We start from the raw sequence: 19666 nt of genomic DNA, 5'->3' as shown, positions 1-19666 counted from the left end.
TTTCCTATCTTTTTTGACCGGCTTGATGCATTATCGGGACATCCGGAGCAACCTGGGTTTCTCAATGGACCGCAGTAGTATCATCAAGGTCATCGCCCTTATGGTGACCGCATTTGGGATCGGAATTGATTTTACCGGCGCTTTGATGCTGATCCCGGCCATCGAAAACAGCTTTGATGCCGACATTACAAGCACCCAGTGGGTGCTCAACATCTACGCCCTGTTTTTCGCCATGACCATGGTCGCCGGCGGGCGGCTCGGCGACATGTACGGGCACCGAAAGATCATGATCATCGGTCTTTCGATCTTCCTGTTTTCTTCCATCCTATGCTTTGTCGCCCCCGGTCTGGACTACCTGATCGGAGCACGGGCCCTGCAAGGCATCGGAGCCGGATGTATCTGGCCCTGCACACTGGCCTTCGGCGCCACCAAAGTGTCAAAGCCCGAGCATCGGGCTCTGGTTATGGGGCTGATCCTTGCGGGTGTAACCAGCGGCAATGTCTTCGGTCCGATGATCAGCGGCTTTGCCGTCAACCTTGGTGACTGGCGATTGTTCTTTCTGGCCAACGTCGTGTTTTCCTGCATTTCGATGGCGACAGCCCTGTTTTTGATGGAACGTGAGACCAAACACAAACAAGGCGAACACATCGATTTTGCCGGGATGGGCATCCTGTCCTTCGCGGTCTTGCTGCTGCTGTACGCCCTGGATGTCGGTGCGGATTGGGGCTGGACTTCGGTTCCGCTGCTTCTTCTGTTCTTTGTCAGCGCAGTCCTGTTTCTGTTGTTCCCACGTGTCGAAAAACGCGTAAAGGAACCTTTGCTGCTGCCTCAGTTGATGCAGAACCGAGAATTTCTGATCACGCTGGGCCTGAACATGTTCAATGTGTCTGCGGCCTTTGTGGGTTTGCTGTATTTCCCGCAATACATGCAGAAAGTACTGGGCTGGACCGTTTTTCAATCGGCGCTTGGGCTGGCACCGCTGACTGTTCTATTGGCGGTCGGATCCATTGTTTCAGGAACGCTTTACAACGATTTCGGTCCAAAAAGGCTGATGTTCTGGGGCTACATGATCGCGACAATTGGCGCAGTAACTGTTGTCGTCTTGCCGCAGGGCCTTGGCTATTTCCAAATTCTGCCAGGCATGGCGTTCATCGGATTGGGGGCGACGCTGACTGTCGGGCCGTCGGGAACGGCGGCAGTCTGCGCTGTAAAGCCCGAACGGGCGGGTCTTGTTGGCGGGCTTAGCTTCATGACCCACCTGGTCTACGGGGCCATTGCCGTCGCCTGCGCCACGGCAATCATGTATGTCACAAGCCTTGCCAGCCTGCGCGACAAACTGACAGCGGCCGGTGTCACACTGTCTGATGCTGAACTTCAGGCAATCAATGGCGGAACGCTGACCACCAAATCCGCGCAGGCAGTCATGCAGAAGCTCGGTGAAAGTGAAGTTGCGACGGTCAAAACCGCGATAGCCGGAGCATTCGATACCGGCATGAACATGGCATTTGTCTTTGCAGCGATTTCCGTGTCCGTCGGGATCGTACTTGCGCTGATGCTGGATGAAAGCAAGCTGCACAAAATAGAAAGCTGATCGCAGCCGAAGAAAGATCCGTTCCGGTAACGAGGGCCGCCGAAACCGGCGGCCCTATTTATTTGTTACTGCGAAGGCCCGTTGGGGTTGAAGGCCGACAGGCCTTTCAGGATATCGATGGCATAGGCCAACTGATAGTCCTTTTCCCGCAACTCGGCAGTCGCTTCGGCACGGGCCCGGTCTTCTTCGATCTGGCGAATTTCATCCTCGCTCAGGCTGTCGTTGTTCAGGCTGCCACGCAGGTCGGCCTCGGACCGGGTGCGTGCATTGCCCTCTTCCTCTTCGGGTTCTGGGGCTGGGCGCGGTTGCTCGACGATGATGTCGGGGCTGACGCCAAGCGCCTGAATCGAGCGGCCCGAAGGCGTATAATAGCGTGATGTGGTCAAACGCATTGCACCGTCGCCGCGCAATGGCATGACCGTCTGGACCGAGCCTTTGCCAAAGCTCTTGGTGCCAACAACAATCGCACGGCGATGATCCTGAAGCGCCCCCGCTACAATTTCCGAGGCCGAGGCTGACCCGCCGTTGATCAGAACCACAATCGGCTTACCTTCGGTCAGATCTCCTGCCGTTGCATTGAACCTTTCGCCTTCGCCCGGATCGCGGCCGCGGGTCGAAACGATTTCGCCTTCATTCAAAAAGGCGTCCGACACCTTGATCGCCTGTGTCAGCAAGCCGCCCGGATTGTTCCGCAAATCCAGCACTACGCCATTGACCTTATCGATCCCGCCGGCTTCTTCGATCTGCTCTTTCAAACCGGCTTCCAGATTGGGGTAGGTCTGATCATTGAATGTGGTCACACGCAGAACGACGCTGGTGCCTTCGGTCCGTGCACGTACGGCGGTCAACTTGATGGTGTCGCGGATAATGGTGACGTCAAACGGTTCCTGCTCGCCTTCGCGCACCACCGTGATCACGATCTCCGAACCGACCGGCCCGCGCATCAGATCCACCGCCTTGTCCAGCGTCAGGCCCAGAATGCTTTCACCATCAACGTGGGTGATGAAGTCGCCGGCTTCGATTCCCGCCTCGTCCGCGGGGGTATCATCGATGGGTGAGACGACTTTGACGAAGCCTTCTTCTTGTGTGACCTCAATCCCCAACCCGCCGAATTCACCGCGTGTCTGCACGCGCATCTGTTCGGCGTCGTCAGGCGACAGGTAGCTGGAATGCGGATCCAGTGAGGTCAGCATTCCGTCAATGGCTGCCTCGATCAGCTCTTCCGGCTCGACTTCTTCGACATATTGGGCGCGGATACGTTCGAAAATGTCCCCGAACAGATCCAATTGCTCATACACGCTGGCCTTGCTTTCGGCCTCTTGCGCCAGCAAAGGTCCGGCAATCTGAGTGGTTGCGATAATGCCTGCCACAGTTCCGGCCAGACCGGCCATCACAAATCTCTTCATGTTTGTTTATCCATCCTTGTTGGTCCGGAACCACGATTCCGGGTCCACCGGGCTATTATCCTGTCTTACCTCTATATAGAGCGTTTCTGACCGGTCAGTTCCAGTGCCATCACTTGTAGTTGACAAAATAGCGCCGATTTCCGGCGTTTCACCAGGCATTAGCCCCACCGGCGTTCCTTCGGTGATCACTTCTCCGGGTGTACCGAAGACCTCTTGCAACCCGGAAAAGACAAAAAGCAATCCGGGCTGGGGTTCCAGGATCATCAGGTTGCCAAGGTCCAGCAGCGGCCCGCGATACCGGATCGTCGCTGCGGTGGGTGTCGTGACCAGCGCGCGCGGGCGGGTGCCCAGCACGATACCGGGTCGTTTCACCCCGGCGGCGTCCGTTTCCCCTGAACTGTGCAGCAGAACACCCTGAACGGGCAAAGCAAGGTTTCCTTTTCTGTTCGAAATATCGGCGTCGGTTTCGGCAATACCGCCTTCTGATATTTCGGCCAGACCGCTGGCAAACCCATCCAGTGTTTCCGTCGAGGAGATCAGGATCGCCGTGCTGATGGGGTCTTCCACAAACCGGCGCGGCAGGTCCGTTCGATCGGCAATGGCCTCGCTTAGTTTGGTGCGCGCATTCTGCACTCCGGTCAGACCCTTGGTCAGGGTTTCTGCGGCGTTTTGCTGCAGTTGGCGAAGTGTCCGGACCTCGTTCAGGTCCTGAGCAAGCGCCTGCGCACGTGCATTCAGGCCGGGCGTGACTTCGGCCAGCATCATGCCGGTACGCGCGGCCCCCAAAGGACCGGACGGATGCAGGATCAGTACGGGCGGCGTCGTTGTTTCGATGGTTTGCAACACGCCCAGCAACTGCGCGATTTCTTTTTCCCGCGCACGCAGTTCTTCTGTCAGCTGCACCTCTCGGGTGGCGGCTTTGCGCAAGCCGTCGCGCATGGCGCTTAGCCCGGCTTCATAAGCCTGCACCGTTTCGGTCAGGGCGCGCACCCGATCCCGGGCGCTGTCGGCTTCGGCCAGCGCAATCGAGGCCTCTTCCAGCATCTGCGCTGCGTCCAGCGCGGCTGCCGACGGGTCCGTTTGGGCGCAAACAGGCGAGGCCAGCAAGACCGAAAGAAGCGCGGCCCGTAAAGTCATGACAGAAGGCTCTGGCCGGTCATTTCCGGGGGTTGATCCAGTCCCATCAGCGCTAGAAGCGTTGGTGCCAGGTCCGACAGCCGGCCATTGCGCATTTTGGCACCTGCGGGTCCACCGACCAGCGCTACAGGCACCCGGTTCAATGTATGAGCGGTATGTGGTCCACCGGTTTCAGGGTCGACCATGACTTCGCAATTCCCGTGATCGGCTGTCACGATCATGGCTCCGCCTGCTTTGTCCAGCGCGGCAACCACCTGCGCCAGACCTTGATCAACGGCTTCGCAGGCCTTGATCGCGGCGTTCAGATCGCCTGTGTGCCCGACCATATCCGGGTTGGCGTAATTGGTGACGATCAGATCATACCCGGCTTCGATGGCCTCGACGAATTTGGCCGTTACTTCGGCTGACGACATCTCGGGCTGAAGATCATAGGTCGCCACCTTGGGCGATTTCGGCATGAAACGGTCTTCGCCAACCTCGGGCGTTTCCTTGCCGCCGTTCAGAAAGAACGTCACATGAGGATATTTTTCGGTTTCCGCCAAGCGGAACTGCCGCAACCCCTGTTTGGCAACCCATTCCCCAAGCGTGTTGACGATGGCGCGTTTCGGGAAAACGGTGGTCATGTAGGCGTTGTGCCCGTCGGAGTATTCAACCATTCCCAGCAAAGCTGACAGGGCCGGGCGCGGTCCGGTGTCGAAATCGTCGAATCCCGGCTCGCCAATGGCGCGCAGTATTTCCCGCGCACGGTCGGCGCGGAAATTCAGACAGAAAATACCATCGCCATCGTGGACACCTGTGTAGCCGCTCAGAACCGTGGGTGTGATGAATTCATCCGTTTCGGATTGGTTATACGCATGGTCCACAGCGCCATGCGCCGTGGCTGCAGTGCGCCCCTGCCCCTTGACTATCGCCTCATAGGCTTCTGCAACGCGTTCCCAGCGATTGTCGCGGTCCATGGCATAATACCGCCCGCTGACAGTCACGATCCGCGCGCCATCTGGCAGGCGCTCCTGCAGTTCGGCCAAGTACCCAAATGCGGATTTTGGTGCAACGTCCCGTCCATCTGTGATGACGTGCAGGGCGACAGGTACACCTGCGTCTGTCACGGCCTTGGCCGCAGCAACGATGTGATCAAGATGGCCATGTACCCCGCCATCCGAAGCGATACCCATCAAGTGCGCCGTCCCGCCCGAGGCCTTTACCTTACTGATGAAGGCCTGAAGGGCATTGTTTTCAAAGAAACTGCCATCCTCGATCGACAGATCAATCTGTCCCAGATCCATGGCAACCACTCGCCCGGCCCCAATGTTCGTGTGCCCGACCTCAGAATTTCCCATCTGCCCGCTGGGCAGACCCACATCCGGCCCATGTGTAATCAACGTCGCATGGGGACCGCGTTCCATGATCGCGTCAAAAGTCGGCGTTTTCGCCAGATAAGGTGCGTTGGCCTGCGTGTCTTCGGACAATCCCCAGCCATCTAGGATGCACAGGACAACGGGTTTGGGGGCGGCCATGAAGTTTCTCCGGAAAACTGCTTTGACAGTCTTCTACCCGCTGCCCATCCGGGCGTGAACCGTCTTTGCGGTGTGTGAAGCAGAATTAATCGGTCCCTTCGTCACTTTGGCGCGAAACCCGCGTATTCAGTCCATCAGATAATCCTTGTAAGGATGTGCCTTGCGGTTGCGGTATTTGACCGTCAGTTCCAGCGGAGTGTCGTTTTCGTCGTAAATACCGATCATGATCCCTGTGCCCCCGCTTCGGCTGCGCATTCCGATCAACTGCTCTTCAGACCGGGTTGTGCGCTGTGACGGGCGACGCGCCCAGGCAAACAGGTGATCATACATCTGGGCGATGACGTCCGTATGATCCGCACTGTCACCCAGATCGACCAGTTCGTCGGGATCGTTTTCAAGATCGAACAGGATCGGTCTGTGCCCGCCTTCGCAATGGACAAGTTTCCATTTTTCGTTGGCGACCATGAACATCACGGCATCGCGTACAGACGCATTCAGCTTTTGCGCTATGGGAGAAGCGGAGTAGTCGTATTCACAGACTGCGACACTGCGGGGCGTTTTGTCGGCTTGCCCGCGAAGGATGGGCAGCAGGGAATGCCCTTCCAGGATATGCCCGGCCTTTTCGCCGCCCGCCACCTCAAGAAAGGTTGGTGCCAGATCAATCGCCTCGACCAGCGCGTCGCATGTGGTGCCTCGCGTGGCGTCCGCCTGAGAGGAAGGGTCGTAGATGATCAGGGGCATCTTTGTCGAGGCGTCATGGAAGAAGGTCTTTTCCCCCATCCAGTGATCGCCCAGAAAATCCCCATGGTCCGAGGTCAGCACGATCATCGTATCGTCCATCCGCCCGGTTTCCTCCATCCAGTCGAACAACCGTCCCATCTGGTCATCCGCCTGTTTGATCAGCCCCATATAGGCCGGGATCACGGCATCGCGGACCTCCTGACGCGAGAAGGCCTGCCCAACTTTCGTGTCCATAAAGGCCCGGAGCACTGGATGCGCATTTTCGCGCTCGGCCTCGGACCGGACCACAGGCAGCACATGTTCGGGTCCATACATCGAGGCATAAGGCTCCGGCACTACGTAAGGCCAGTGCGGCTTGATGTAGCTGAGGTGACAGCACCACGGCCCGTCATGACTTTCCATGAACTCAATGCCACGGGTGGTCAGGTATGGCGTTTCACTGTCTTCTTCCGCGATATTTGCCGGCTCGGATGAGTTTTTAAGGAACCAACCTGACAATACGTTGCCGTCGGCATCCAGGCCGGAATTGGCAAAGTCATGCCAGGGATTGTCGCTGTCGTATCCTTTGTCCCGGAGATATTGATTGTATTTCTTTGCCCCGTCCGGATCATAGAACCCGTCCGGTCCTTCAGCGCGCAACCCGTCATCGCGTTCGAAGACGTCAAATCCGCATTCCGCGACGCGAGCGCCGATGACGCTGTCGGGTTCCAGTCCCAGGCGCGCCATCCCTTCGGCATCGGCAGCCATATGTGTCTTGCCGACCAGCCAGCACCCCATCCCCGCTTTGCGCAGGTGATCGCCCAATGTGATTTCACCAACTTTCAGGGGAATGTTGTTCCATGAGGCACCATGGGAATGCACATAGCGCCCGGTATAGGTCGACATGCGCGAACTTCCGCAGATCGGGGACTGAATATAGGCGCGATCAAACCGGACACCGCGTGCGGCCAGTTTGTCGATATTCGGGGTATGCAGGTGTGGATGTCCGTAACAGCTGAGGTAATCCCAGCGCAGCTGATCGAACATGATGAACAGGATATTTTTGGCTTCGGCCAATGCAATGCCCCCCTTTGATCCGGGACCTGCTTAGCTATTTCCTGCCCAAGAGCGAAGTCCAAACTTCAATCAGGCTTGCCGTTCCATCTGTTCGAGCATTTTTTTGGCGCGTTTGCACTGCAACTGGTCCCGCAGCGGGCTGTTGGGGTCGACGTCTTTTTTGCACACAACGCATTTGTCCGCGCCCGAGATTGCATTCAGGCCGCCGCAGCTGCCTTTGATCGTCTTGCCCATCAGCATGACGCCAAGCGACATCCCGACCATGATGATCAGCAGTAATACGAAGGCCAGAATAAATGTGCTCATCTCAGGTCCTGCCTGTCAGTTGGTGCCCAAAGCGTCTTTGAACGCGGTACTGTGAACAGTAATAAAGGCATCTTCGCCGCCTGTCACATCCCGAGAGATGAAGAACACGGCAAGTTTATGCTTTTCGGCCAGTTCCAGCCCCTTCTCCTGCCCCAGCGCCAGCATTGCCGTCGCCCACGCATCCGCCATCATCGCATTTTCGGCCAGTACGGTGACCGAGGTGGTGCGATGTGTGATTGGTCGTCCGGTCGTGGGATCGATGATATGGGAATATCGCACACCGTCCTGTTCGAAGAAGTTCTTGTAGTCACCTGAGGTCGCCATGCCCAGATCGTTCAGTGATACGATCAATTGAAGGTTTTGCCCGCCTGGTTCGGGTTTTTCGACCCCGATGCGCCAGACCTCACCCTTGTCATTTTCGCCTTTGGTTACAAGATCGCCACCGATCTCGACCATGTAGTTCTCGATCCCCGCTTCGCTTAGGGTTTCGGCCACCGCGTCGATCCCATAGCCTTTGGCGATAGCCGACAGGTTGATGCCCACTGCCGGATCGGATTTGGCAAGCGTTCCGGCGTCACGGTCTAAGGTCAGCAGCCGGGATTGCCCGACACCTATCAGAGCGGTTTGAATTTCGGCATCCGACGGCACCGGATCCTCGGGCTTGCGCGGGCCAAACCCCCACAATTCGATCAGCGGGCCCAGAGTCACGTCAAAGATTCCGCCGGATTTTTCATGCACATCGTCAGCGGCGGTCAAAACCAGAGCGATCTCGTCCGAGACCGGAACGGGCGAAGTGTCGGTCGAAGCTGAAAATGTCGAAACCTCTGAGTTGGGATCCCAGTTTGACATCTTGGCGTTCACTGCGGCCAGTGTTTCCTGCACGGCTGCGGCCAGGGCTTCCTCATCCACATCTTCGCCAATGGCGGTGACGTTGAATGTTGTTCCCATGGTTTCGCCCGACAGACGGACCACTTCGGGTTCCTTGTCAAACAAACAGCCGGAAACAAACAGAACTAAAGCCAGAACAGGCAGATGGCGCATCGGGGAACTCCCTGGAAAACCTAGCCGGGCATATGCCAGCGCCCCATTACAGAGTCAAATCGACATCACAGTTTCAGCGGCAGAAAACCCAGCACCAGCAATCCGACCCCGGCAGGTACACCAAACAGCCAGGCCCGTTTCTGCCACCCCACCTGCTGCTGTTTCCATGTCATTCGAAAATTGTGACCACACACCACGACGGCGAAAAAGATCAGCGCAGCCAGCGGCGGTGTCAGATAAAGGTCTGTCAACGGATCGGGATTCCTTGTTTGTCAGCAATTTTCCGGGATCAGGGCATTTGCACCCTATACAGGTCGGTTCGCTGCGGTAAGGTGAAAAGACAGCCATCTCGGATAAAAGAGGAGATTGCCCATGGCCCCAAGCTCTTATCAGCCCCCCACACGCGGCGACAAATCTGGTTCTGCGACCTATAGCCAGTCAGCAGATTCGAACCTGTCGCATACGCAAACGACCGTGGCCAAGCTGCTTGAGGGTAAAGGTGATGCGGTGTTTGCGGTGCGTCCCGCCGATACGATTCATTCGGTAGTGGAACTGCTGAAGGAAAAAAGAATCGGCGCGGTGGTCGTGACCGATCAGAACGGAACCCTGCAAGGCATTCTGTCAGAACGCGATATCGTACGGCGCATGGCGGATACCCCCGGTCAGACTCTGCCGCAGTCGGTCGAAGATCTAATGACCAAGAACGTCAAGACCTGTTCGCCCGAAGACCTGCTGAACGATGTTCTGAAGACAATGACCGATGGACGTTTCCGCCACATGCCGGTTCTGAGTGATGGCCACCTGCGCGGTGTCATCACGATTGGCGACGTTGTTCACTTCCGTCTCAAGGAACTGGAATACGAAGCGCTGCGCATGAAGCAGATGATCGTCGGTTGACCAAGTGACTTTCCGGGTTGCGGGCCGCATTTTCACTGGCCCGCGTCCCGAGTTGCGCAGATCAGGTCGAAACAAAGCGAACGCCGCCTCTGTAAATTTCAGCTGCTGTCAGGCGGTTCGTTGCAAATGCCCCGGTATCGACCGAGACAACGCCATTGTTGACCCTTGGGCGGTCTATGATTGTGTGTCCGTGCACAACCCATTGGCCATCTGCCCTGCGTCGTCTTGGAAACATCGGGTGCCCCCACAAACAGACCTGTCGCTGCTGGTCATCCACCGTTAGGTCGGGATCCAGCGCGGCATGGACGACAGTTACGTTTCCGCTTGACCAGATTAGTGGTCTGTCCCGTAGCCATGACAGCAGGCCCGCGCCCATGACCTGCTTCAACTTGCCAGCAACCGCTTCGGCAATTTCATTTGTTGGGTGAAGGTCAAATTCGGTAATCCCGAATGAAGCCAGTGTCTGGAATCCGCCATTCCGGAACCAATGATGTGCATAGCGTCCGGGCTCGTCCAGAAATCGCAGCAGCATGTCTTCATGATTGCCCATGAGGCACACGACTGGCCTGTTTGCTGCTGTGTCGAAGTGCTGCAGATGTCGCAGGACCTGTGCACTGTAGTCACCCCGGTCAATGTAGTCCCCGACAAAGATCAAAGGGCAGTCGTCCTCAACCCTCATCAGCAGGGCCTGAAGCAGGTCCAGCCGACCATGAATGTCGCCAATTACGACAAACCGTTCATCGGGAGCGATTCCGGGAACGGATGTTTCCCGATCGGGCCGTGCCCGGCCAATAAACCCTTTGATCCAGCTCGTAACCATGTTCTACGTTCCCTAACCCGACCCGTTGGCAACGACAATCCCGGGCCGCCCGCTCAGTACTTGACCGTCGGTGCCGGGCGTTTGATATGACAAGCTAAAGTTAGATCTGGGCCTGGCAGGTTCAAAGACGATCTTATCGCAGGCGGCCATGTAGTTTGAAAGGTTTTTGGGGATTTAATGAAACGAGTTTTGGTAACGGGAACTGCCGGGTTTATCGGATTTCATCTGGCAAAACTCCTCTTGGCCGAAGGGTTCCAAGTGCATGGCTATGACGGCATGACAGACTATTATGACGTGGCGCTTAAACAGCGTCGCCATCAGATGTTGCTGCAAACGCCGGGCTTTTCGGTCACCGAAGACATGCTGGAAAACCACGAGCGACTGATGCAGGTCGCAGACGACTTCAAACCCGAGGTCATCATCCACCTGGCTGGCCAGGCCGGCGTGCGCTACAGCCTTGAAGCGCCACGCAGCTATGTTGAATCCAACATCGTCGGGACATTCAATGTGATGGAGGTTGCCCGGATCCATCAGGTAGAGCACCTTCTAATGGCTTCGACGTCTTCAGTCTACGGAGCGAATGAAGACATGCCGTTCCGGGAAACCGACAAGGCCGACGGGCAACTGACCATCTATTCCGCGACCAAGAAGGCCAATGAATCGATGGGTCATTCCTATGCCCATCTGTGGGGCCTGCCGACCACGATGTTCCGGTTCTTTACAGTTTACGGCACGTGGGGCCGCCCTGATCTGGCTTACTTCAAGTTCACCGATGCCATTCTGAACGACCGTCCCATCGACATTTACAACAACGGCGACATGTATCGCGACTTCACCTATGTCGAGGATCTGGTACGGGGCATTCGCCTGCTGATAGACGCCGCCCCTGTGCGGCCAGAAAGCAAAAACGAGATCGCCGTGGGCGACAGCCTGTCACCGGTTGCGCCCTTCCGGGTAGTCAACATCGGCAACTCGGACAAAGTCCGTCTGATGGACTTCATCGAAGCTATCGAGGACGCGTTGGGTAAGAAAGCGATCCGGAACTACATGCCGATGCAAATGGGAGATGTTCCGGCGACCTGGGCCGACACCAGTTTGTTGCAAAACCTGACCGGTTACAAACCCCAGACCGATATTCGTACCGGTCTGGCCAAATTCGTTGAATGGTATCGGCAGTACTATAAAATTCCCGCCGACTGAAAATGCGGGACAAAAAAACCGGCGCTAATTGCGCCGGTTTCTTCTTAACCGCCGAAGTCGTCCAGCATGATGTCTTCGCGGTCAACTCCGAGATCCAGCAGCATGTTGATGACGGACTGGTTCATGATTGGCGGACCGCACATGTAGAACTCGCAGTCTTCCGGTGCCGGGTGGTTCTTGAGGTATTCCTCGAACAGGACGTTGTGGATGAAGCCGGTGTAGCCTTTCCAATCGTCCTCGGGCTGCGCATCCGAAAGGGCCACATGCCATTCGAAATTGTCGAACTCCTCGGCCAATTGGTCGAAATCCTCGACAAAGAACATCTCTTTCTTGGAACGCGCACCGTACCAGAAGGTGATCTTGCGGTTGCGATTCTCAAGGCGCTTGAGCTGATCGAAGATATGGCTGCGCATAGGCGCCATACCGGCGCCACCGCCGATGAAGACCATCTCTTTCTCGGTCTCGCGGGCGAAGAATTCACCAAACGGACCCGAGATTGTAACCTTGTCACCCGGCTTCAGGTTGAAGATGTAAGACGACATCTGACCCGGTGGGATACCGTCGGACCCCGGAGGCGGCGAGGCGACCCGGACGTTCAGCATGATCATGCCTTTTTCGTCCGGATAGTTGGCCATCGAATAGGCGCGCTCGATCGGTTCGTTCACGACGGATTTGTACTGCCACAGATTGAACTTGTCCCAATCTTCGCGGTACTCGTCCTGCACGTCGAAATCGGTATAGGCCAGTTGGTGCGCGGGGGCCTCGATCTGGATGTAGCCGCCAGCACGGAAATTGACGTCCTCGCCTTCCGGCAGATCCAGTGTCAGCGCTTTGATAAAGGTGGCCACGTTGTCATTCGAACGAACGGTGCATTCCCACTTCTTGACGCCAAAGACCTCTTCCGGAACTTCGATGTCCATGTCCTGCTTGACCGCGACCTGACAGGACAGCCGGTCACCACAAGCAGCTTCACGCTTGGTGATATGGCTTTCTTCAGTCGGCAGGATCGAACCACCACCCGAATGCACCCGCACACGGCATTGCGCGCAGGTTCCGCCACCACCACAGGCGGAAGGAACGAACAATTTCTCGGCCGCAAGCGTCTGCAGCAGTTTGCCGCCCGCCGGAACCGAGATGGTTTTCTCGCCATTGATGGTGATGTTGACGTTGCCGGTGGACACCAACCGCGAGCGTGCCGCCATAATGATGGCGACAAGCGCCAGAACGATCATCGTGAAAAGGATTACGCCTAGGCTAAAAGTTTCCATTGCGCCCTCCTTACAGTTTCACGCCAGAGAAGGACATGAAGGCCATCGCCATCAGTCCCGCGGTGATGAAGGTGATGCCCAACCCCTGCAGACCGTCCGGAATATCCGAATATTTGAGCTTTTCACGAACGCCTGCCATCGCTGTGATCGCCAGCGCCCAACCAAAGCCGGAAGACAGACCATAGGTGGCGGCCTCAGCAAAGTTATAGTCACGCTCGACCATGAACAGCGAGCCACCGAGGATGGCACAGTTCACCGTGATCAGCGGCAGGAAGATCCCCAGCGCGTTGTAAAGCGGCGGGAAGTACTTATCCAGAATCATCTCGAGGATCTGAACCATCGCCGCAATCACGCCGATGTACGAGATCAGCCCAAGGAAGGTTAGGTCCACATCCGGGAACCCGGCCCAGGCCAAGGCGCCCGGTTTCAACAGATAGCTGAGCAACAGATTGTTTGTCGGCACGGTGATCGCCTGGACGACCATCACCGAAATACCCAAACCCAGCGCGGTCGAGATCTTCTTGGAAACGGCGATGAAGGTACACATGCCGAGGAAGAAACTAAGCGCGAGGTTTTCAACAAAGATGGCCTTTACGGCCAGAGAGATAAGCCCTTCCATCAGTGCGCCTCTACCTGCTGGATTTTGTATTCACGTTCTTCGACCTGGTTCGGCTTCCACGTGCGGAAGGCCCAGATAATCAGACCGATGATAAAGAACGCGGACGGCGGCAGCAGCAACATGCCGTTGGGCACATACCAGCCGCCATTGTTGACGGTCTCCAGAATGGTGACGCCAAACAGCGACCCATTCCCGAACAGTTCGCGGATGAAACCAACCAGCAGCAGGATCAGACCATAGCCCATTCCGTTGCCCATGCCGTCGATGAAGGACGCGACAGGCGGGTTTTTCATAGCGAACGCCTCGGCGCGGCCCATCACGATACAGTTGGTGATGATCAGACCGACGAAGACCGAAAGCGTTTTCGAAATCTCGAAGGCATAGGCCTTGAGAACCTGATCCACCAGGATCACCAGCGAGGCGATGATCACCATCTGAACAATGATCCGGATCGAGCCCGGGATCTGGTTGCGCAGGCACGAGATAAAGAAGGACGAGAACGAGGTCACGAACGTCACCGCCAGCGCCATCACGAAGGATACCTGCAGCGAAGAGGTCACCGCCAGCGCCGAACAGATGCCCAGCACCTGCAGGGTAATCGGGTTGTTGTCGACAAGCGGGTCGACCAGCATCTCTTTCTTGGTCTGAGACATTAGAACTCTCCTGCTTGCAGTTTGGCCAGGAACGGAGCGTAGCCCGCATCGCCCATCCAGAATTTCACCAGGTTATCGACGCCAACAGAGGTCAGCGTGGCACCGGCCAGCGCGTCGACATAAAAGTCCGGCCCGGCGGCAGGCTGAGATTTGGCGACGGTGATTTGCAGATCGCCCGCGTCATCACGAAGTTTCTTGCCATTCCACAGCGCTTTCCAACGCGGGTTGTCCACTTCCGCGCCAAGGCCCGGAGTTTCACCGTGCTGATAGAACTGCAGGCCGAAAATATCGTTGCCGTTGTTTTCCAGCGCGATAAAGCCATAGAGCGTGGACCACAGGCCATAGCCGTGCAGCGGCAGGATGACCTTATCCAGTTCACCAGCATCATCCCGCAGCAGGTAGATCACTCGGTACTTGGACTTGCGGCCAATTCCCGCTGGGTCATCATCAAGTGCGACACTCAGTTCGGGATCGCTGGCAGCAGCGATGTCGTCAAAGGTCGCTGGGTCAAACTGGTCATCGACGAATTCGCCGGTGGCCAATTCCAGAACGTGCGGCTCAAACGCAGCGAAGGCCTCGGTCACGTTGATGCCGGGTTCGTAAACACCTGCCACCTGAAGAACGTTGACCTGCTTGTCCTTCAGTTTGTTCGCTTCCTGTGCCGGACGCAGACTGACGGCTGCAGCGGAAACGACCATCGAAGCTACCAGACAAACGGCGACGGCAACAAAGATCGTCTTGCCAACCGAGTCCGGCGAGGCCGCCAGGAACCGGGCAATTGCCCCCTTGGGTTCTTGGGGTTGCGTATCAGACATGGCGACGCGCCCTCCGTTTAATGTTGGCCTGAACGACGAAGTGATCGATCAGCGGTGCAAAGACGTTACCGAACAGGATGGCCAGCATCATGCCTTCGGGGAAAGCGGGGTTCACTACGCGGATCAATACAACCATGACACCGATCAGCGCACCGTAGATATAGCGGCCCAGATTGGTGTGGCTTGCCGAAACGGGTTCGGTCACCATGAACGCCAGGCCAAAGGCGTATCCGCCCAGCACAACGTGCCAGTACCATGGCATCGCAAACATCGGGTTGGTGTCAGAACCGATCAGGTTCAACAGCCATGTAAACGCGATCGTCCCGGCCAAACAGCCCACGATCAGGCGATAATTGGCTATTTTGGTCATCAGCAGGAAGGCAAGGCCGATGATACAGGCCAACGTCGATGTCTCGCCAAAGCTGCCCTGGATGGTTCCGAAAAACGCGCTGGACCAGGTGATGCCCTCAGCCGCAAGGGCCTGAACGCCCTCAGCCGCTGTTACCCCCAACGCTGTTGCGCCCGAAAAGCCGTCGACCGGCGTCCACACCGCATCGCCCGACATCTGCGCCGGATAGGCGAAGTACAGGAAAGCACGGCCCACAAGCGCAGGGTTGAGGAAGTTCTTGCCAGTGCCGCCAAACACCTCTTTGCCGATCACGACACCGAAGATGATGCCCAAAGCCACCTGCCACAGGGGCGTGGTTGCCGGCATGATCAACGTGTAAAGCATTGAAGTGACAAGAAAACCTTCGTTCACCTCGTGGCCGCGCACTGTGGCAAAGATGACCTCGAAGATACCACCTGCGACAAGTGTGACGATGTAGATCGGCAGGAAGTAAAGCAATCCGTGCATCACGTTGGCAAAAAGGCTGGACGGGTCCAGTGAAATGCCAAACATCTGCAACAAGGCGATCCGCCAGCCCGTGGCTGAGTCCGGCCCAAGGGCCGCAATCGCGGAATTGGCCTGATAGCCCGTATTCCACATGCCCCACAGGATACAGGGGATCGTCGCGATCACGACATAAGTCATGATCCGCTTCATATCCACGTAAGACCGCGCGTGGGGGGCGACGGAGGTGACTGTTTTCGGAGTGTAGATGAAGCTTTCGACCATCTCGTAGATGGGGAAAAGCTTCTCGTACTTGCCGCCCTTGGTAAAGTTCGGCTCGATCCGGTCAAAGAAGTTGCGCAAACCCATTCGGATCAGCCCTCCTTTTCAATCTTGGTCAGGCAGTCGCGCAGCGCCAGCCCATATTCATATTTCGCCGGACAGGCAAAGCCGACAAGGCCAAGGTCCTCTTCGTCCAGCTCCAGCGCACCCAGCGCCTGTGCGGTGTCAGTATCCATCACCAGCAAAGCACGCAACAATTGGGTCGGCAGGTAATCCTGCGGCATCAACTCTTCGAACGTGCCGGTAGGAACCATGGCCCGGCGACCGCCGTTCAGGTTCGACGTCAGCGCGTACAGCTTTTTGGCAAAGGCCGATCCCAACACAGGCTGAACCGCGAATTTCGAGGGCATCGGTCGGATCCAGCCCATCGGGATCTGGTCCGCGTCTTCGCGAATGATTGTAATCTGACGCGCAAAGCGGCCCAGATAGGCGGTCGGACCCTCGGCGTGCTGACCGGACAGGATCGACCCGGAAATGATCCGGGCGCTGCCGTCAACATTGACCTCGTCACGGGTCAGATCATCGGTCGATGCGCCCATGACCGTGCGGATCAGGCGCGGTTGACGTGCCCCGGGACCTGACAGCGCAATTACAATATTCGGGTCCAAATGGCCGGTCTGCATCAGACGGCCAATGGCGATCACATCCTGATAGCCGATCGTCCAGACACGCTTGTCCCCTGCCAGCGGCTCGAGGAAATGGATATGCGTTCCGGCCAGGCCTGCGGGGTGCGGTCCGGAAAAACCCGCCGCTTCAACCCCGGGCAATTCGGTGCCGGGCAAGGTGTCACCATCCTTGTGGCACAGATAGGTTTTGCCGTCCGTCAGGTGTGAAATCGCGCCGAGCCCGGCGGCAAAGGCATCACCGGCATCGGCGATGATCAGTGCTGCATCCGCTGCCAGCGGATCACTGTCCATTGCGGTTACGAAAATCGCTGCGGGTCTGGTGCCCGGTTCAGGCATCTTCGAATACGGGCGGGTTCGGAATGCGGTCCAAAGACCTGCGGCGCAAAGCTTTGCCGCAACACCTTCGGCGCTGTCCGTGTTACCCGTGCCCGAGAAATCGATGCCGGTGTCGTTGACATCCGAAACCTCAATCACGACGCTTTGGAGCACGCGCCGGGCGCCGCGATTGATGGCAATGACCTTACCGCTGAGCGGTGCGACCATCATCGCATCAGGCGCATCCTTATGGCAAAACAGCGGCGCGCCGCGCTGTACTACTTCACCTTCCTGAACCAGCATCTTGGGCTTCAGCCCCACAAAGTCCCTGCCCAGAACGGCAACCGTCGAAAACTCGGGCCCCGGCTGAATCTTCTGTTCGGGCGCTCCCGCTATCGGCAGATCCAACCCTTTTTTAAGTTTGAAAGTTTGCATGTTGCTACGTTCTTCCAAGCCTCTTATTTGCGCCCGCTATCACCGACCTTAATCAGGTTGGCACAGGATAGCGCGGATATTCATACGATTATTGTCGCAAAAGCGCCAGAAACCGGTTGAATTCCGTAAGCATAACTTCGGTCCCGGTCCCTTTACGCGGGGAATACCACAAACGCAAACCTGTTACCGCCTAAATTAAAGTTCTCAGGTCACAATACCGAAACAAACCTGTGTTTTTTCGGAACAAGTCCAAAAAATAGGATATCGCCCTGCCCGTTCTTCCGGTGTAAGCAGCCGATATGAACACTTCCGACGATCTGGACATCTTTCTGGTTGCCACTCCGGGCCTTGAAGCGCCGCTTTGCGCCGAGGCGCTGGAACAGGGATTCGCAGACGCGCGCAAAGTGCCGGGCGGCGTCAGCTGCCGGGGCAACTGGGCCGAGGTATGGCGCGCCAATCTTGTCCTTCGAGGCGCCAATAAAGTTCTGGTGCGGATCGGCAGCTTCCCGGCCATCCACCTGGCGCAGCTCGACAAACGGGCCCGCAAATTTCCCTGGGCTGACGTCCTGCTGCCCGATCTCCCCGTCCGGGTTGAAGCTACCAGCCGAAAGTCACGCATTTATCATGCCGGAGCGGCCCGACAGCGCATCGAAAGAGCGATCTCGGAAACTCTTGGGGCTCCGATCTCCTCGGACGCGGACATACGTGTGTTGCTGCGGATCGAAAGGGACATTTGCACAATCTCGATCGACAGTTCAGGCGATCCGCTGCACAAGCGCGGCCACAAACCAGCGATTGCAAAGGCCCCCATGCGGGAAACCATGGCGGCCATGTTCCTGCGGGAATGCGGATTTGACGGGACGGAGCCCGTTTTGGACCCGATGTGCGGCTCAGGCACTTTTGTCATCGAAGCGGCCGAAGTAGCCTTAGGTCTGGCACCGGGGCGGTCGCGGCACTTTGCCTTTGAAAAGCTTGCAACTTTCCGCACCGACGAATGGGAAAAACTGCGCCAGCCCGCTCCTCCTCACGATTCCGTTCCGACGTTCCACGGATCTGATCGAAACGCTGGGGCGGTCGAGGCTGCATCCACCAACGCATCACGCGCTGGCGTCGCGCAGATTACGCGGTTTCAGCACCGCGCAATCAGCGACATCAAAGCACATGAAGGACCGTCGGGATTGGTCATAGTCAATCCGCCATATGGCGGCAGGATCGGCGATGAAAAGCGGTTGCGGTCCCTTTATGGCAGCATGGGAAAAGTGCTTATGTCACGATTTGCCGGCTGGAGAGTCGGCATTGTAACCAGCAGCCAGTCGCTGGCTCGCGCAACCCGGCTGCCACTGTTGCCGCCGGGTCCCATAGTGGACCATGGCGGAACAAAGATTCGCCTGTATCGCACGGATCCACTGACCTGATGCTATCTGTCCGACAGGTGAATTGTTCAGACGAAGTTTTTTACCGGTTTTTTCGAGTATTTTTCCGAACGACCACCTTAGAATCCCCCTTGCGCATCCAGTTCACCGGGTATAGATCACCCGCCACGGTCGGAGTGTAGCTCAGCCTGGTAGAGCACTGTCTTCGGGAGGCAGGGGTCGGAGGTTCGAATCCTCTCACTCCGACCAATAAAACAAGGCGCCCAAGGGCGCCTTTGTTGTTTGTAAGACAGTGATCCGAGGTTCGTTGAACCTGAGTTCTAGCCGAACTCCAAAGCACTGGCTGCTTTACGCAGATGCTCCGGGCTGTAGCGCGCATAGACGGACGCTGTGATCCGGGAATCCGAATGGCCAAGAAACTGGGCGATCTCCTCCATCGCTATGCCGGCCTCGGCCATGTGGACAGCGGCCGTGTGCCGGAGCACGTGAGGCGAGACATCTAGCAATCCAGCATCGACTGCGGCCGCCTTGAAGCCCTTCTTGATGGACTTCACCGGGCCACCTGCCCATTCAATGACGTAGTCGGACTGTCTGACGTCAGCACCAATGGGACAGTTTAAGTAGATTTGATAAGAGAGGGTTTCTGGCTCATCGTAACCGCCAAGGAGTGGAGATGAGA

The 19666-nt window shown here is 57.1% G+C and carries 19 protein-coding genes and 1 tRNA gene; 5 read left to right on the top strand and 15 right to left on the bottom strand.

Features of this window, described 5'->3' with window-relative positions; translation table 11 throughout:
* Positions 1-64 precede the first annotated feature (64 nt).
* A complete protein-coding gene (locus tag ACR1XU_RS17880) occupies positions 65-1591 on the top strand; it encodes an MFS transporter (RefSeq protein ID WP_480908335.1) in 1527 nt (508 codons plus the stop codon).
* 65 nt (positions 1592-1656) lie between these two features.
* Here the strand turns inward: ACR1XU_RS17880 and ACR1XU_RS17875 are convergent, their stop codons facing one another.
* The 7 genes from ACR1XU_RS17875 to ACR1XU_RS17845 form a co-directional block, all read right to left on the bottom strand.
* On the bottom strand, positions 1657-2997 hold the full coding sequence (locus tag ACR1XU_RS17875; RefSeq protein WP_480908333.1) for a S41 family peptidase: 1341 nt from the start codon (positions 2995-2997) through the stop codon (positions 1657-1659).
* 6 nt (positions 2998-3003) lie between these two features.
* Positions 3004-4134, bottom strand: a complete 1131-nt coding sequence (locus ACR1XU_RS17870) for a murein hydrolase activator EnvC family protein (protein ID WP_480908331.1) — start codon at positions 4132-4134, stop codon at positions 3004-3006.
* Positions 4131-5648 (bottom strand): 2,3-bisphosphoglycerate-independent phosphoglycerate mutase, encoded by a 1518-nt coding sequence (gene gpmI, locus ACR1XU_RS17865; RefSeq protein ID WP_480915643.1) that lies wholly within the window; start codon positions 5646-5648, stop codon positions 4131-4133. Before gpmI ends, ACR1XU_RS17870 begins: the two co-directional genes overlap by 4 nt.
* Before the next feature lie 126 nt (positions 5649-5774).
* Positions 5775-7445 carry a sulfatase-like hydrolase/transferase gene (locus tag ACR1XU_RS17860; protein WP_480909391.1) on the bottom strand — a complete coding sequence of 557 codons (1671 nt, stop codon included), beginning with the start codon at positions 7443-7445 and terminating at the stop codon, positions 5775-5777.
* 69 nt (positions 7446-7514) lie between these two features.
* On the bottom strand, positions 7515-7751 hold the full coding sequence (gene nqrM / locus ACR1XU_RS17855) for a (Na+)-NQR maturation NqrM (RefSeq protein WP_170614086.1): 237 nt from the start codon (positions 7749-7751) through the stop codon (positions 7515-7517).
* A gap of 15 nt (positions 7752-7766) precedes the next feature.
* Positions 7767-8792 (bottom strand): FAD:protein FMN transferase, encoded by a 1026-nt coding sequence (locus tag ACR1XU_RS17850; RefSeq protein ID WP_480909394.1) that lies wholly within the window; start codon positions 8790-8792, stop codon positions 7767-7769.
* 65 nt (positions 8793-8857) lie between these two features.
* The gene (locus ACR1XU_RS17845) at positions 8858-9043 is read right to left on the bottom strand and encodes a hypothetical protein (protein ID WP_480909397.1); all 186 of its coding nucleotides are present in this window, start codon (positions 9041-9043) and stop codon (positions 8858-8860) included.
* A gap of 121 nt (positions 9044-9164) precedes the next feature.
* Between ACR1XU_RS17845 and ACR1XU_RS17840 the strand changes: the two genes are divergently transcribed.
* Entirely contained in the window at positions 9165-9689 is a 525-nt protein-coding gene (locus ACR1XU_RS17840; RefSeq protein WP_480813239.1) for a CBS domain-containing protein, read from the top strand.
* Positions 9690-9750: 61 nt separating this feature from the next.
* Here ACR1XU_RS17840 and ACR1XU_RS17835 read toward each other — a convergent pair whose 3' ends face one another.
* Positions 9751-10509 carry a metallophosphoesterase family protein gene (locus ACR1XU_RS17835; RefSeq protein ID WP_480909399.1) on the bottom strand — a complete coding sequence of 253 codons (759 nt, stop codon included), beginning with the start codon at positions 10507-10509 and terminating at the stop codon, positions 9751-9753.
* Between the two features lie 177 nt (positions 10510-10686).
* Here ACR1XU_RS17835 and ACR1XU_RS17830 point away from each other — a divergent pair, with 177 nt between their 5' ends.
* Positions 10687-11709 carry a GDP-mannose 4,6-dehydratase gene (locus ACR1XU_RS17830; RefSeq protein WP_480909402.1) on the top strand — a complete coding sequence of 341 codons (1023 nt, stop codon included), beginning with the start codon at positions 10687-10689 and terminating at the stop codon, positions 11707-11709.
* Between the two features lie 44 nt (positions 11710-11753).
* Here ACR1XU_RS17830 and nqrF read toward each other — a convergent pair whose 3' ends face one another.
* The 6 genes from nqrF to ACR1XU_RS17800 are packed head-to-tail and all read right to left on the bottom strand — an operon-like array spanning position 11754 to position 17614.
* Positions 11754-12977: an NADH:ubiquinone reductase (Na(+)-transporting) subunit F gene (gene nqrF, locus ACR1XU_RS17825; RefSeq protein WP_170808102.1), complete on the bottom strand. Its 1224-nt coding sequence runs from the start codon at positions 12975-12977 to the stop codon at positions 11754-11756.
* A 10-nt stretch (positions 12978-12987) separates the two neighbouring features.
* Positions 12988-13596, bottom strand: a complete 609-nt coding sequence (gene nqrE / locus ACR1XU_RS17820) for an NADH:ubiquinone reductase (Na(+)-transporting) subunit E (RefSeq protein ID WP_170614093.1) — start codon at positions 13594-13596, stop codon at positions 12988-12990.
* On the bottom strand, positions 13596-14249 hold the full coding sequence (locus tag ACR1XU_RS17815) for an NADH:ubiquinone reductase (Na(+)-transporting) subunit D (protein WP_170614094.1): 654 nt from the start codon (positions 14247-14249) through the stop codon (positions 13596-13598). The genes nqrE and ACR1XU_RS17815 overlap by 1 nt, the downstream gene beginning before the upstream one ends.
* Positions 14249-15064, bottom strand: coding sequence for a Na(+)-translocating NADH-quinone reductase subunit C (locus ACR1XU_RS17810; RefSeq protein ID WP_170678859.1), 816 nt, complete (start codon positions 15062-15064; stop codon positions 14249-14251). The genes ACR1XU_RS17815 and ACR1XU_RS17810 overlap by 1 nt, the downstream gene beginning before the upstream one ends.
* On the bottom strand, positions 15057-16265 hold the full coding sequence (locus ACR1XU_RS17805; RefSeq protein ID WP_170678860.1) for an NADH:ubiquinone reductase (Na(+)-transporting) subunit B: 1209 nt from the start codon (positions 16263-16265) through the stop codon (positions 15057-15059). Before ACR1XU_RS17805 ends, ACR1XU_RS17810 begins: the two co-directional genes overlap by 8 nt.
* A gap of 5 nt (positions 16266-16270) precedes the next feature.
* Positions 16271-17614 carry a Na(+)-translocating NADH-quinone reductase subunit A gene (locus tag ACR1XU_RS17800; RefSeq protein ID WP_480909405.1) on the bottom strand — a complete coding sequence of 448 codons (1344 nt, stop codon included), beginning with the start codon at positions 17612-17614 and terminating at the stop codon, positions 16271-16273.
* Positions 17615-17913: 299 nt separating this feature from the next.
* Here ACR1XU_RS17800 and ACR1XU_RS17795 point away from each other — a divergent pair, with 299 nt between their 5' ends.
* Positions 17914-19029: a THUMP domain-containing class I SAM-dependent RNA methyltransferase gene (locus ACR1XU_RS17795; protein ID WP_480909408.1), complete on the top strand. Its 1116-nt coding sequence runs from the start codon at positions 17914-17916 to the stop codon at positions 19027-19029.
* A 130-nt stretch (positions 19030-19159) separates the two neighbouring features.
* Positions 19160-19236: transfer RNA gene (locus ACR1XU_RS17790), tRNA-Pro, on the top strand.
* Between the two features lie 71 nt (positions 19237-19307).
* Here ACR1XU_RS17790 and ACR1XU_RS17785 read toward each other — a convergent pair.
* The coding region (locus ACR1XU_RS17785; RefSeq protein ID WP_480909410.1) for a tyrosine-type recombinase/integrase at positions 19308-19666 on the bottom strand (359 nt) is incomplete at its 5' end.

Source organism: Ruegeria sp. D1(2025) (assembly GCF_056536425.1).
Note: the sequence above shows the minus strand (reverse complement) of the source record. Positions and strands in the feature narration are given on the sequence as shown.